Origin of the sequence: Rhizobium sp. N324 (assembly GCF_001664485.1) — a bacterium.
GTDB lineage: Bacteria > Pseudomonadota > Alphaproteobacteria > Rhizobiales > Rhizobiaceae > Rhizobium.
Genome location: NZ_CP013630.1, coordinates 1,957,185 through 1,972,195 on the forward strand (window position 1 = coordinate 1,957,185; position 15,011 = coordinate 1,972,195).

Genomic DNA, 15,011 nt, shown 5'->3' on the forward strand with positions numbered 1-15,011 from the left:
GGGGATTGAAATGGCTCAGCCAAGTGTAGCGCGTGAACCGTCAATGGAAGAAATTCTGGCCTCCATCCGCCAGATCATCGAAAGCAATGAGCCCGGCGCCGGCAAGGCGATTTCCGCATCCCTGCCGCCAGTCTACGGCGCCGACGAGGATGAGAACGGCTCCGAGATCCATCTGACGGTTGATGATACCTATGCCGGCGTGGAGTTCCCCGAACCGGCCATGCGCTCCTCCGATCCACGTTTCGTTGCCGCCAATTCGGCCGGCACCGCCCCCGAACCCGAAGTGCCGGCCCGCGCCCTGTCGCTTGCCGATGTCGCCGCCCGCGTGCGCGCCGCCTCCGAGCGCAGCGCTGTCCAGGCCGGCCAGGCACTGCGTGAAATTCCGAGCGGCTTCCGTCAGCCCGAACCGCAGCCGGCCCCGATGCCGGAAGCGCCGCGGGCAGCAGTACCGCAGCCGCAGCCGATGCAGCCTGTTTTCCCCCCGGCTGCTGTAGCACCCGTTCCGCAGTCCATGATCGAGCAGCCGGCCGAGCCGGTATTTGTAGAAGCACCGCGGGCCGCGGTCGCCGAGCCGGCGCCCGCAGTCGCTGAGCCCTTGGCCGCCGTCGAGACGGCGCCACCGGCTTTGGAACCGGCTCAGCCTCCGGCAGCAGCTTTCCTGCCGAGCCTTATGGACGAGGTTCAGCCGACGCTGCTTTCGGAGGGCGCCGGTCTGCAGATCAGCCGCTCCTTCGAGGAGCTTGCCGCCGCCATCGACGGTGCGGAGCGCCGCTCGCTGGATGAGATCGCAGAGGATATGCTGCGCCCGATGCTGCGTGAATGGCTTGATGATAATCTGCCGACGCTGGTCGAGCGGCTGGTGCGCGAGGAGATCGAGCGCGTGGCGCGCGGCCCGCGCCGCTGATCGGATTGCTTTTTCCTGAAAAGCCGCTCCGGTCTCCGGGGCGGCTTTTTTATTGACTTGCCCGTGCCCATCCTATTTACAAACGCCACCCTCGAACCTCGAAATTGGTCAGAAAATGCTCGACAAGACCTATGATTCTGCTGCCGTCGAACCCAAAATCGCCGCGAAATGGGATGAGGAGGATGCTTTCCGCGCCGGCGCGAACGCCAAGCCCGGGGCCGAGACCTTCACCATCGTCATTCCGCCGCCGAATGTCACCGGTTCGCTGCATATGGGCCATGCGCTGAACAACACGCTGCAGGACATCATGGTGCGCTTCGAGCGCATGCGCGGCAAGGACGTGCTCTGGCAGCCGGGCATGGACCATGCCGGCATCGCCACGCAGATGGTCGTCGAGCGCAAGCTGATGGAACAGCAGCTGCCCGGCCGCCGAGACATGGGCCGCGACGCCTTCATCGACAAGGTCTGGGAATGGAAGGCTGAATCGGGCGGCCTGATCTTCAACCAGCTGAAGCGCCTGGGTGCGTCCTGCGACTGGTCGCGTGAACGCTTCACCATGGACGAGGGCCTGTCGAAGGCGGTTCTCGAAGTTTTCGTCACACTCTACAAGGAAGGCCTGATCTACAAGGACAAGCGCCTGGTCAATTGGGACCCGAAGCTCCTGACGGCCATTTCCGACCTTGAAGTCGAACAGCATGAGATCAAGGGCAATCTCTGGCATCTTCGTTATCCGCTGGAGCGGGGCGTCACCTACCAGTACCCGATTGCTTTCGACGAGGAAGGCAAACCGACCGAATGGGAAACGCGCGACTACTTGGTCGTTGCCACCACACGTCCGGAAACGATGCTGGGCGACACCGGGGTTGCCGTCAATGCGAAGGATGAACGCTACAAGAGCATTATCGGCAAACATGTCATTCTGCCGATCGTTGGCCGTCGGATTCCGATCGTCGCCGACGATTATGCCGACCCGACGGCCGGTACAGGTGCCGTCAAGATCACGCCTGCGCATGACTTCAACGACTTCGACGTCGGCAAGCGGGCTGGCCTGCGCGCGATCAACATCATGAATATCGATGGCACGATTGCCATCAAGGACAATGAGGATTTCCTCGAAGGTCTCGATAATCCGGCGGCGCTGCACGGCGCCTGGGATCGCCTGGAAGGGCAGGACCGCTTCTTTGCGCGCAAGGTCATCGTCGAGATTTTCGAAGAGGCCGGTCTCGTCGACAAGATCGAGCCGCACAAGCACATGGTTCCGCATGGCGACCGCGGCGGCGTGCCGATCGAGCCGCGGCTGACTGAGCAATGGTATGTCGATGCCAAGACGCTCGCCGAGCCGGCGATCGCCTCGGTCCGCGAAGGCCGCACCAAGATGGTGCCGAAGAGCTGGGACAAGACCTATTACGAATGGATGGAAAATATCCAGCCCTGGTGCGTCTCCCGTCAGCTCTGGTGGGGGCATCAGATTCCCGCCTGGTACGGCCCGGACGGCCAGGTCTTCGTCGAAAAGACCGAGGAAGAGGCGCTGCAGGCGGCGATCCAGCATTACCTCTCGCACGAAGGGCCGATGAAGGCCTATGTCGAGGACCTGCTCGAAAACTTCAAGCCGGGCGAGATCCTGACGCGGGACGAGGACGTGCTCGACACATGGTTTTCCTCGGCGCTCTGGCCCTTCTCGACGCTCGGCTGGCCGGACGAGACTCCTGAGCTTGCACGTTATTACCCGACCAACGTGCTCGTCACCGGCTTCGACATCATCTTCTTCTGGGTCGCCCGCATGATGATGATGGGCCTGCACTTCATGAAGGATGAGGACGGCAATCCCGTCGAGCCCTTCAATACCGTCTATGTCCACGCGCTGGTGCGCGACAAGAACGGGCAGAAGATGTCGAAGTCGAAGGGCAACGTCATCGATCCGCTGGAACTGATCGACGAATACGGCGCCGACGCGCTGCGTTTCACCCTGGCGATCATGGCGGCACAGGGCCGCGACGTGAAGCTCGATCCGGCCCGCATTGCCGGCTACCGCAATTTCGGCACCAAGCTCTGGAACGCCACGCGTTTCGCCGAGATGAACGGCGCCAAGAGCGATCCGCATTTCGTGCCGGAGGCGGCCGAACTCACCATCAACCGCTGGATTCTGACGGAGCTTGCCCGTACGGAACGTGACGTAACGGAAGCACTCGAAGCCTTCCGCTTCAACGATGCCGCCGGCGCGCTCTACCGCTTCGTCTGGAACGAGGTCTGCGACTGGTATCTCGAGCTTTTGAAGCCGGTCTTCAACGGCGAGGACGAGGGCGCCAAGGCCGAGGCCCAGGCCTGCAGCGCCTATATCCTCGAAGAGATCTACAAGCTGCTGCATCCCTTCATGCCGTTCATGACCGAAGAGCTCTGGGCTCATACGGCGGGCGAGGGCAAGGAGCGCGACACGCTGGTCTGCCATGCCGAATGGCCGTCGCCCTCCTATGCCGATAACGGGGCTGCCGACGAGATCAACTGGCTGATCGACCTCGTCTCCGGCATCCGCTCGGTGCGCGCCGAAATGAATGTGCCGCCGTCGGCGACGGCTCCGCTTGTCGTCGTCAAGGCCAACAACCTGACGCGCGAAAGGCTGTTCCGCCACGACGCCGCCATCAAGCGGCTTGCGCGTGTCGAGGCGATATCGCTGGCCGACGACGCGCCGAAGGGGGCTGCCCAGATCGTCGTCGACGAGGCCACGATCTGCCTGCCGCTCGGCAATCTGATCGATCTGTCGGCCGAAAAGGCGCGGCTTGAGAAGGCGATCGGCAAGATGGAAGGCGAGATTTCGCGCATCGACGGCAAGCTCTCCAACGAGAAGTTCGTCGCCAATGCCAATCCCGACGTGGTCGAGGCCGAGCGCGAGCGCCTCGAGGAACTGAAGGGGCAGATCGCCAGCCTGAAGACCGCCCTCTCCAGGGTGAGCGAAGCCGGATAAGCTTCATCACTCGTTTTGGTAGGTTATTTCAAGGACGCGCTCCCGCGATGGGCGCGTCTTTCATCGTTTTGGGCGCGCTTGATTCGGTCCTCAAAGCGGCTGTTTCAGGCGCTGAGCCTGTGGATTGTGGCTTCGCGGGCATCCTGCGGGCGAAAACTGTCACTGTTGTCGGATTGATACAGCTTCCGCAATGTGTGGAATGAAAACCCAAAACCCCATCCGAAAACCGATAACTCTGGAATAAAATTTTATTAACCAGATTTTTTGACGTGTCCGTCAATTTCTTTACGTAAGTTGGTCAGTGTAATGCCTGGGAGTGCCGCCGTGGGGCGCGTTGCCATGTCGAGCGAACACTTACTAGAGTGACGTCACATCAATTGCTGGAGTGGGGGAGACACAATGGCATCGCGTAGGTTTTCCAAGGGCGTAACGTCGCTCGTTCTTCTTTCGTCGCTTGCGTCGCCGTCCTTCGCCGGCGGACTGGAGCGCGGCGGCTACAATATCGATCAGCTGTTCGATACGTCGCCTTTCTCGTTTCAGTCGGGCGTGACCTATGTCACGCCGCAGCGCAAGCTGAAGGATGTCCGTGATACGGATACGTCGACATCTCCCGGCGGTGGCAATCTGAACAGCCGGCCAAACACCGCCGACGACAGCTCGAACTACACCATTCCTTACATTGGCTTTAAAGCAGGTTTCGGCGACGCCATCGACTGCCTCGTCGACTATTCCGAGCCCTTCGGCGGCCATACCGATCCTGGTTTGAACTGGGCTGGCGCCAACAATAATATCGAAACGGAAATCAAAACCCGCAACTATGGCGGCACCTGCTCCTATCGTTTTGATGTCGGCCCTGGGCAGCTTCGCTTCATTGGCGGCGCTTTCTATCAGGAGGTCGAAGGTTTCAAGGAACGCCTGGTCTCGACGGTTCCAATTCTGGTCGGTACCGGCACCGGCGTCGGCCGCCTAGATCTCGACGATAGTGGCTGGGGCTGGCGCGCCGGTCTCGCCTACGAGATTCCGGAATATGCGATGCGGGCAAGCCTCGTCTATAACAGCCGCGTCAAGTACGATAACCTGACCGGTACGGTCGATCTGACGCAGGTGACCGCGCCATTTGCACCGCTCAACGGCGCTCCTTACGGAAGGGTAACGGACGTATTCGGCTCCGCCGAAGCGCCGGATTCGCTGGAGCTGAAGCTGCAGAGCGGTATCGCTCCGGATTGGCTCGCCTTCGGATCGGTCAAGTGGACGAACTGGAGCGTCCTGCAGTCCGTGCCTTTCTGCCCGACGTCGACGAAGGGCGTGGTCGCCTGCCGATCCGGCGGCGCGACGGAGCTGACCTCGCTCGACCTTCTTTATCGTGACGGCTGGACGATCTCCGGCGGTGTTGGCCACAAGTTCAACGAGCAATGGGCCGGCGCAGTCAGCCTGACATGGGACCGCGGCACCAGCCAGGGCTATGGCGCCCAGACCGACAGCTGGACGGTGGGTCTCGGTGCAGCTTACACCCCGACCGAACATATCGAATGGCGCGTCGCCGGTGCCGTGGGCGTGTTGACGAGCGGTTCGTCCGGCGTTGTGACCCAGGACGGAGTCACGTTTGGAGATGATGTCTCCTATTCCTTTGGCAACGATCTGGTCGCTGCACTGTCGACGAGCCTAAAGATTAAGTTTTAATTCCCCGATTTGAAGAATTGATGAGCCCGGCACTGCCGGGCTCTTCTTTATCCGCGCCCGCTAATTATACTATTTTCTGATCCCGTTTTGTGACGATTCCGCAACACTTTTTTACGACGATTGGCGTAAGGTGGCAGCGGGGTGAATTTGTCCATTTCCCGCCACAAAGAGAGCGCAGCGATATTTGCGTACGAGGAGACGGGCAGGCTTGCGGTGCGTGTAAATTGTAGCATGGGTCGATTTTTTTCCGGTAACACCAGATCGCGCGATACGATTGGCGGCAATCGTTTGATTGCGGTCGTTTCGCTTGCCGCGCAAGGCTGTTCCAGCCGCCGATCCGGCCTCGCGGCGGCGCCGTCTGGCCGTTCTTTGTTGTCGTTTTCGGCCCGCTCGAATGAGCAGCCCGGCCTTGCTGGAGATGTCGATACCGGTTTCGTCACATTTGCTGTTTACGAATATGGTGAAGGCGGGAAGGCGGATGCAGCACCTGCCGAAAGAGTGCCACGGAGATTGCAGTCGGGCCATGCCGGGAGCCGGGTGGTTCTGAATGATGCACTGAGAACTCGGCCTTCGATAGAGGGCCAGTGGGCTGGATGCGACGCGGGCAAAGGAGCCATGGAGCTCGCCGCGGGATCGCTCGCCTCGACGAAATACATCCGCGGAATGCACGGCGCGAGCGCCGCTGCTTCCTGCCTGTGATGAGCGAAAGAAATCGGTTGAAATGGTAACGTCCGAGTTCAAACTGTTCAAGATCATGCTGATGGGCATGTCGATGGCCGTAGCCCTGGCGCTGTCCGGCCCGGTCCGCGCATTCGACATCAAGGCGGGCGTCAGCAAGGAATCCGGCCCATTCGATCTCTTCAAGTTCGGCTTCAAAGCCTATAAGAACGGCCAGAAGGAAGAGGCGGTCGAAGCCTATAAATATGCTGCCGAAAAGGGCCATACCGGCTCGCGCTGGGCGCTTGCCAACATGTATGCCGATGGCGACGGCGTCACGCAGGATGATTTCGAAGCCTTCAAGATTTACAGCGAGATCGCCCAGCAGGGTGTCGAGCCCGGCTCGGAAGACACCGGCTTCTTCGTCAACGCGCTGCTCTCGCTCGCCAATTATTACAAGCACGGCATTTCGGGCAGTCCTGTCCGGATCGACCTCAGCCAGGCGCGCCAGCTTTACTTTCAGGTGGCCTCCACCTTTGGCGTCCCCGAGGCGCAGTTCCAGCTGGCGCAGATGATGCTGGCCGGCGAGGGCGGCAATGCCAGCCCGCAGCAGGCGAAGAAATGGCTGAACCAGGCTCGCAAGAGCGGTCATCCCGGCGCCATGGCGGTCTTCGGCAATATTCTTTTCGACGAAGGCCAGACGGCCCGCGGCTTGGCGCTGATGACGGCAGCACTCGACCGCTGCAAGCCCAAGGATTGCAACTGGATGGAAGCGCTGCAGGAACAGGCCTTCTCAGTTGCCAACGAGGCCGACCGCCGCACGGCGGTATCCCTCTCGCACAGCATCGCCAGCGGCTCGGACGACTGAGGCAGGATAAACATAGAGCATTTCCGTGATTCTTCAAATTGCGGAAACGCTCTATCTCTTTGTTTTCATGCAATTCTAGGCCGCGAAATCGAAATAGGCGATCACAGGCACGTGGTCGGATGGTTTTTCCCAGGCCCGCACGTGTTTTTCGATCGCAGCCGACGTCATCCGGTCGGCGGCCTCGGGCGACAGCAGCAGATGATCGATGCGAATGCCGTTGTTCTTCGGCCAGGCACCGGCCTGATAATCCCAGAAGGAATAGAACTGCGTCGCATCCGTCGTCGCGCGCACTGCATCCGTCAGCCCGAGATTTTCGAGCCGGCGGAACGCCTCCCGCGTCTGCGGCAGAAACAGCGCATCGCTTTCCCAGACCTTGGGATCGAAGCAGTCGTGCGGTTCCGGGATGACATTGTAATCGCCGGCAAGCACCAGCATCTCCTCATAGGCCAGCCGCTCGGCGGCAAAGGTCCGCAGGCGCTCCATCCAGGCGAGCTTGTAGGGATATTTCTCGGTGTCGACAGGATTGCCGTTCGGCAGGTAGATGCAGCAGACGCGCAGGATGCGTGTGTCGGGCAGCGTGAACACAGCTTCGAGGAAACGCGACTGTTCGTCCAGCAGATCGCCGGGCAGGCCGCGGTTGACTTCGGAAGGCGAACTCTTCGAGAGGATCGCCACGCCATTGAAGCCTTTCTGGCCGTGCGTCTCGACATGATAGCCGAGTGCCTCGATCTCCAGCCTGGGAAACCCTTCGTCGACCGTCTTGATCTCCTGCAGGCAGACGATATCCGGATCGGAATCCTTGAGCCATTGCGTGAGATTGTCGATGCGCGCCTTGACGCCGTTGATGTTCCAGGTCGCGATCTTCATGGCTCTGTCCTGTTCGCTTCGTGCGCTTCTTTTATCGTGGTCTTTCCTAGCAGGACAAGACGATAAACCCGCCGGAGTCACTTCTTCGGCCAGTTCATTAGGACAGTGCGATGCGTCTGGATATTCAGATCGAGAAGCTGGTGCCGCAGCCGCAGCTTGCCACTGCGTTGGGGTTCTTGATCTGGAAGGATTGACCAAGCAGATTGTCGACGAAGTCGATCTCCGAACCCGCCATGTAGACGAGCGACAGGCTGTCGATCAGCACCTTGGCGTTGTTCTTTTCGACGACGACGTCATCGTCGCCGGCGCTGTCGGCAAGATCGAACTTGTAGGAAAAGCCGGAACAGCCGCCGCCTTCGACGGAGACGCGCAACGCGCTCTTGCCGGCCTCGGCGCCGACGATCGCAGCGATACGCTTTGCGGCGGCATCTGAAAGGGTTACACTCATATCCGTCATGTTTCCTCCTGCCGGGGTCAAGATCCGGAGAGAATGGGTTTTGGCACTTGAATGTTCAAATACCTGATATCAAACGAACTTATCATGATCTTCGGAAAAAGGCCATGATGCGCGGAGGTGGTTGAGTAAGCGCCTCTTTGCCGTTTCTTCGGGCTATAGGTATGAAGAGCGCAAAGCGGCGTCAATGGGCAGATGCGGCAACATGCAGGATGACGGTGAAGAATGACGATCGATACGCGTGCTTTAGGTTTCGGCAGCAGTGAAAGGGCAGTCTATGCGGCAGACCCCTGGACGAGCCGCGGGCGGCTCTATCCGGAGGACGGCAGCCCGACGCGCTCCGATTTCCAGCGCGACCGCGACCGCATCGTCCATACCACCGCCTTCCGCCGGCTGAAGCACAAGACCCAGGTCTTCATCGCCCAGGACGGCGATCATTACCGCACCCGGCTGACGCATACGATCGAGGTGGCGCAGATCGCCCGCGCGCTCGCCCGCGCCCTGAAGCTCGACGAGGATCTGGCCGAGGGCGTGGCGCTGGTGCATGATTTCGGCCACACGCCGTTCGGGCACACCGGCGAGGACGCGCTGCACGAGGTGCTGTTGCCCTATGGCGGTTTCGACCACAATGCCCAATCGCTGCGCATTGTCACCAAGCTGGAGCGGCGCTATGCCGAATTCGACGGCATCAACCTGACATGGGAAAGCCTCGAAGGCCTGGTCAAGCACAATGGCCCGCTGCTGACGCCGGATGGCGTGGGCACGCGCGGCCCGGTTCCGCAGCCGATCCTCGATTATTGCGAGTTGCACGATCTTGAGCTGGCAACCTATGCCAGCCTCGAGGCCCAGGTCGCGGCGATTGCCGACGACATCGCCTATAACACCCACGATATCGACGACGGCCTGCGCTCCGGCTACCTGACGTTCGATATGCTGGAGGAAATCCCGTTTTTGGCCGGGCTGATGGCCGAGGTGAGGGTGCGATATCCGCATCTGGAGCCGAGCCGCTTCACCCATGAGATCATGCGGCGGCAGATCACCCGCATGGTCGAAGACGTGATCGCCGTTGCGCAGGAGCGCCTTTCCCTGCTGCGGCCCGAGAGTGCTGCCGACATCCGCGCCGCCGACCGGGTTATCGCCACCTTCTCCGATCGCATGGCCGAAACCGACAGGCAGATCAAGGCGATGCTGTTCAAGCGCATCTACCGCAATCCCGATATCATGCGCATCCGCGCCGGTGCGGCAAAGATCGTCACCGATCTCTTTGCCGCCTACATGGCCAATCCCAAGGAGATGCAGAGCCATTACTGGGTCGATCATATCGCCGGTCTCGCCGATGCGCCGAAGGCCCGCCATGTCGGCGACTATCTCGCCGGCATGACCGACACCTATGCAATCAGCGCCCACAGGCGATTGTTTGACCACACTCCGGATTTGCGATAGGCAGCGGTCGCCCCGCCAAGGGCCGATTTGCCTTTGGCACAGCCTATGCATGGAAGAGTGCGATGAACCTTTTTACCGACTTCGAAGCCAGGATCAAAACCGCCCTTGAACAGATCGATCTGGTCAGGGAAAAGCGATCCGAGCTCGATTTCGGCCGTATCGCCGTCGAGCCGCCGCGTGACGCGAGCCACGGCGACGTTGCGACCAATGCCGCGATGGTGCTGGCAAAACCGCTCGGAACCAACCCGCGCGCGCTGGCCGACATCATCATCGCCAAGCTCAGGGAGGACGCCGACGTCGCCGATGTTTCGGTCGCGGGTCCCGGTTTCATCAACATCCGTCTCTCTGTCGGTTACTGGCAGCGGCTGCTCGCCGCGATGATCGGCGCCGGCACCGATTACGGCCGCTCAACGCTGGGTGAGGGGCGGAAGGTCAACGTCGAATATGTCTCGGCCAATCCGACCGGGCCGATGCATGTCGGCCATTGCCGCGGCGCCGTCGTCGGCGACGCGCTCGCCAACCTGCTCGCCTTTGCCGGCTACGGCGTCGAGAAGGAATATTACATCAACGATGCCGGTTCGCAGATCGACGTGCTCGCCCGTTCCGTCTTCCTGCGCTATCGCGAGGCGCTCGGCGAAAAGATCGGCGAAATTCCCTCGGGCCTCTATCCGGGCGACTATCTCGTGCCTGTGGGACAGTCGCTTGCCGCCGATTACGGCGTGCGGCTGCACAACATGCCGGAAGACCAATGGATGCCGATCGTCAAGGACCGCACCATCGATGCGATGATGGTGATGATCCGCGAAGACCTGGCGGCGCTGAACGTCCATCACGATATCTTCTTCTCCGAGCGCACCCTGCATGCCAATGGCGCGGCTGCGATCCGCACGGCGATCAATGACCTGACCTTCAAGGGCTATGTCTACAAGGGCACGCTGCCGCCGCCGAAGGGCCAGCTGCCCGAGGATTGGGAGGATCGCGAACAGACGCTGTTCCGCTCGACCGAAGTGGGCGATGATATGGACCGGCCGCTGATCAAGTCCGACGGTTCCTATACCTATTTCGCCGCCGACGTCGCCTACTTCAAGAACAAGTTCGATCGCGGTTTCGACGAGATGATCTATGTGCTCGGCGCCGACCATGGCGGCTACGTCAAGCGCCTGGAAGCGGTGGCACGCGGCGTTTCGGACGGTAAGGCGAAGCTGACGGTGCTGCTCTGCCAGCTCGTCAAGCTTTATCGCAACGGCGAGCCGGTGAAGATGTCGAAACGCTCGGGCGATTTTGTCACGCTTCGGGATGTCGTCGAGGAAGTCGGCCGTGATTCGGTCCGTTTCATGATGCTTTACCGCAAGAATTCCGAGCCGCTCGACTTCGATTTCGCCAAAGTGACGGAACAGTCGAAAGATAATCCGGTTTTTTACGTGCAATATGCGCATGCCCGCTGCATGTCGGTCTTCCGGCAGGCGAGAGAGGCTTTCGGCGACCTCGATGTTTCCCCTGCCGAACTGGCGCAAACCATTGCAGGCATTGGAGATCCGGCCGAATTGCAGCTCGTCGCCAAGCTCGCCGAATTCCCGCGGATCGTCGAAGCGGCAGCTCAGTCGCAGGAGCCGCATCGGGTCGCTTTTTACCTCTACGACCTCGCAAGTTCTTTCCACGCGCACTGGAACAAAGGTAAAGATCAGCCGGAATTACGATTTGTTAATGATAAAAACCGAGAATCAACTATTGCCAGACTTGGGCTGGTGTACGCCGTCGCGTCGGTTTTGAAGTCGGGACTTGCCATTACAGGCACTGCCGCACCGGACGAAATGCGATAACGTCACCATTTCCCCACAATGCGCTGGCATTTCAGAGTTGGCGTTTGCGAGTGGGATAGGCATGGCTGATAAACAACTTGCGTATGATACGCGCGGAAAAGACGAACTGTTTGCCGACGACGATCCGTTGGCCGAACTTGCCCGTATCGTCGGCTTCGAGCCGCGTGTTGCAGCAAATACGATGACCGAAGCGCGGCGCGAGCCCGCCCTCGATCTCGAAGACGAGCTTGGGCGCGAGTTCGACCGCTACGATTCGCCCCGTCCGCTCGCAGAGCTCGACCGGCCCGCCGAGCCGATCTCCGATGACGACACGCCCGAAGATTACATCGAGCCCGTTCTCGATGTGTCTCCCGCCGTTGAGCGGCCTGAGGTTCCTGAGCCGGCTTTCGTTGCCTCTGTTGAGGCTGAGGAAGAAGCTCTGCCTGCCACAGTCACCTGGGACGCGCCCGCCGACGACCAGGCGGTTTGGCCGCAGCAGCTCTCCGTCGAGCCCGCTCACGGGACGCCGGTACAATCGGCCCTCGGCGGTGCGCGCGACCTGATCGAAGAGCTCGAGCTGTCGATCGGCGCTGCTCCGGTTTCAGCAGTGCCGCAGCCTGCCAAGGCGCCGCAGTGGTCGGCCGCCAGCATCCGGCTGCCGCTTGCCAATTTCCACGCCGCTAAACGAGAAGAAACGGTGGTTGCGCCGGAACCTGTGGTCGAAGCGGCCGCAGAGCCGCTGGCTGAAGCGCCGTCCGTCGATCTTGCCGCTGCAGAGCCGCAGCCCACAATCGAGCCGTCCACCCCGGTCGTCGAGCCGGCGGCGCCCGTCGTCGCTGCCGAGCCGTCCGAGGAGTTCGAATCCGCCTCTCCGTCGCTTGGCTTCCCGGCCGAGCTCGATCGCCATGACGAGGTGATCGCGTCCGAAGAGGTTGCCGAGACCGAGGACTTCGTCGAAATCGAAGACGAGCTTGAAGATTTCGGGTCCGACGCCGGTTTCGATCTCCTTGCCGCCGCCGTTGAAGGCGAGATCCAGGCCGATGCGGCGCTGACCGAGGTCGTGCCCGAAGTTCCGCACACTGCCGGCACTTTCGATCTTGACGATCTGCTCGCCGACGTCTCGCGCTATCCGGTGCCGCAGCGCCCCAATTCGTCGCCCGTTTCGCCGCAGGCCGAACCGATCGAAACAGCGCCCATTGCTGCCGCCCCCGTTGCCGCCGCGCCTATGGCCGCCGCATTTGTCGAGCCGCGGGTGATCGCGCCCGCACCGGTCGCCGCGGCCCCCGCTCGGCCCGCCCCGGTCGAGCCAGCGCAGGTCTACGCCGCCGAGGCCGCAAGGCCGGCCACGCTGCAGCCTGCCGAGGTCATAGCGCCCCAGCCTGCCGCAATGGCGTATTCGCGGGCGCCACAGCCTGTGCCTGAGGCCGACGACCCCTTCGCCGGCCATGATTTCGAGCTGGATCTTGCCGGCATCGAGCTGGAGCTCTCCGATCTCGATTTCTCCGAACCGGCCGAGCCTGCGCCGCAGCCGCCGGTCCGTGCCCCTCAGCAGGCCGCTGCCGTCTCTTCTCGGTCCGCCCCGGAGGTTGCGCCCGCGGAGTTTGCGCCTGAGCCGCAAACTCCGGCTTTCCAGCAGGCGGCTTCCACTGCTGCACCGCCTGCTCCGGTCATCGTTCAGTCCCAGGCTCCAACCGCGGCCCCGGCTCCGGCCTTCAACTGGGCGCCTGTCGCCGAATCGACCGAGGATCTGCCGTTTGATCCGGCGATGATCTCCGATCCGGAGGATCGTCCTGAGGCGGTCGAGGACATGCACGTGCCGGCGTTGCCGCCGGTCGAGCAGCCCGCGCCGGTCGCGAAAACCCAGGATTTCGATTTCGATCTCGACGCCGAGATCGCCAGCTTCTTCGAGCCGGCCAAGCCGCGCGAAACGCCGGCTCCGGTTCGCGATACGGCTGCCGCCGCAGCAAAGCCGGTCAAGCCAACCATCGCCGATGGCCTCGATGATTTCGAACGGGCGCTTGAGGAGGATTTCCGCCGCAGCGTGCGCGAGCCGGTCGAGCGCCGCGAGACCTCCGAGGTCCGTATCGAATCGGCAAGCCAGGCGGCCGATTTCAGCCGTGCCCGGTCGATGCGCCGGCTGCTGGCCGGAGCTGTCGTGCTCGTGGTCTTTGCCGGTGTCGGTTACGGCGTCTATTCCTCCGTCTGGAACGGCGAGGGGCTCGGCATTGTCGCATCCGGCGAGCCGCGCGTGATCACCGCCGACAAGGAGCCGGTCAAGGTCGTCCCGGAAAATCCCGGCGGCAAGACCGTGCCGAACCAGGACAAGGCCGTCTACGACCGTGTTGCCGGTTCCGCCGAGGAGCCGAAGCAGAAGGCGCTGGTTTCTTCCGACGAGGCGCCGGTCGATGTCGTCCAGCGCACGCTGACACCGGAAGCGCTGCCTGAGGACGACGAGAACGCCAGTGCCGGTGATCAGGTCACGCCGACTGCGGTCGGTGAGACGGAAGATCCGCGTCTGCTGCCGAACCAGGACAATGCGGACAACGCTGCCGCAGGCGGTGCCGACAAGACGCCGTCGGTTTCGCCGCGCAAGGTCCGCACGATGATCGTCAAGCCTGACGGCACCCTGGTCGCCCGTGAGGATTCAGCGCCCGCCGACCAGCCTGCTGCCCCGGCAACAGCGTCTGCACAGGCCGCTCAGCCGATGCCGGCGTTGACGGCCCCGTCGGCGCAATCGGCTTCACCAGTGCCGCCGGTCGCCGGAACGGCCGCAAGCTTCCCTTCAAATGCCGAGGTTGCCTCCGCCGATGCCCGCTCCGCGGCGCCTGTGGAAACCGCGCCGGCAAAGCCGCCGATTGCTACCGACGCCGATGCGCAGGCCGCAAATCCGGCCCCGGTCGATGCGCCGGTGCGCCCGGTCAAGACCTCGGCGATCGGCGATACCGCGCCTGTTCCGACCGCCCGTCCGGTCGACCAGCCGGTCAACGTCGTCGGCACGGTGACCGAGAAGGGCAATGTCCGCCCGGCCGCCCAGCAGCCGAAGACGGAAGTTGCGGCCGCAGCACCTGCCGCTGCCAAGCCGCAGCAGCAGGCCGCCTCCGCCGGCGGCTACGGCATCCAGATCGCCTCGCTGCCCTCGGAAGACGAGGCGAACAAATCCTATGCCAGCCTGTCGAAGAAATTCGCCGGCGTGCTTGGTGGTCGCGCTCATGAGATCCGCAGGGCCGATGTCGCCGGCAAGGGCACTTTCTACCGCGTCCGCATCCCGGCCGGTTCCAAGGACGAGGCCGCGGCGCTTTGCGAACAGTATCGCGCGGCGGGCGGAAGCTGCCTGATCTCCAGGTAACTTCGCATCTTTGATTTAAAGAGCGGCGGGCCGG

Annotated in this window: 10 protein-coding genes; 8 read left to right on the top strand and 2 right to left on the bottom strand. The window is 62.1% G+C overall.

Annotation, left to right across the window (positions count from 1 at the left end; genetic code table 11):
- Positions 1-10: 10 nt before the first annotated feature.
- The 5 genes from AMK05_RS09405 to exoR all read left to right on the top strand — a co-directional run bounded on the left by AMK05_RS09405 (position 11) and on the right by exoR (position 7,068).
- Positions 11-904 (top strand): PopZ family protein, encoded by an 894-nt coding sequence (locus AMK05_RS09405; RefSeq protein WP_064838218.1) that lies wholly within the window; start codon positions 11-13, stop codon positions 902-904.
- A 115-nt stretch (positions 905-1,019) separates the two neighbouring features.
- Positions 1,020-3,863 carry a valine--tRNA ligase gene (locus tag AMK05_RS09410; protein WP_064838219.1) on the top strand — a complete coding sequence of 948 codons (2,844 nt, stop codon included), beginning with the start codon at positions 1,020-1,022 and terminating at the stop codon, positions 3,861-3,863.
- Between the two features lie 399 nt (positions 3,864-4,262).
- Entirely contained in the window at positions 4,263-5,543 is a 1,281-nt protein-coding gene (locus tag AMK05_RS09415) for an OmpP1/FadL family transporter (RefSeq protein ID WP_064838220.1), read from the top strand.
- A gap of 231 nt (positions 5,544-5,774) precedes the next feature.
- Entirely contained in the window at positions 5,775-6,242 is a 468-nt protein-coding gene (locus AMK05_RS09420) for a hypothetical protein (protein WP_082935638.1), read from the top strand.
- A 22-nt stretch (positions 6,243-6,264) separates the two neighbouring features.
- On the top strand, positions 6,265-7,068 hold the full coding sequence (gene exoR / locus AMK05_RS09425) for an exopolysaccharide production regulator ExoR (protein WP_064838222.1): 804 nt from the start codon (positions 6,265-6,267) through the stop codon (positions 7,066-7,068).
- Between the two features lie 75 nt (positions 7,069-7,143).
- Here the strand turns inward: exoR and xth are convergent, their stop codons facing one another.
- Entirely contained in the window at positions 7,144-7,935 is a 792-nt protein-coding gene (gene xth, locus AMK05_RS09430) for an exodeoxyribonuclease III (protein ID WP_064838223.1), read from the bottom strand.
- Between the two features lie 124 nt (positions 7,936-8,059).
- Positions 8,060-8,392, bottom strand: coding sequence for an iron-sulfur cluster insertion protein ErpA (gene erpA, locus AMK05_RS09435; protein ID WP_064838224.1), 333 nt, complete (start codon positions 8,390-8,392; stop codon positions 8,060-8,062).
- A 222-nt stretch (positions 8,393-8,614) separates the two neighbouring features.
- On the opposite strand from erpA, the gene AMK05_RS09440 reads away from it, so the two are divergent.
- From AMK05_RS09440 to AMK05_RS09450, 3 genes are all read left to right on the top strand, one after another.
- Complete coding sequence (locus AMK05_RS09440; RefSeq protein WP_064838225.1) at positions 8,615-9,832, top strand: deoxyguanosinetriphosphate triphosphohydrolase; 1,218 nt, start codon at positions 8,615-8,617, stop codon at positions 9,830-9,832.
- A 62-nt stretch (positions 9,833-9,894) separates the two neighbouring features.
- Positions 9,895-11,652, top strand: coding sequence for an arginine--tRNA ligase (gene argS, locus AMK05_RS09445; protein ID WP_064838226.1), 1,758 nt, complete (start codon positions 9,895-9,897; stop codon positions 11,650-11,652).
- 61 nt (positions 11,653-11,713) lie between these two features.
- Complete coding sequence (locus AMK05_RS09450) at positions 11,714-14,977, top strand: SPOR domain-containing protein (protein ID WP_064838227.1); 3,264 nt, start codon at positions 11,714-11,716, stop codon at positions 14,975-14,977.
- Positions 14,978-15,011: the final 34 nt, after the last annotated feature.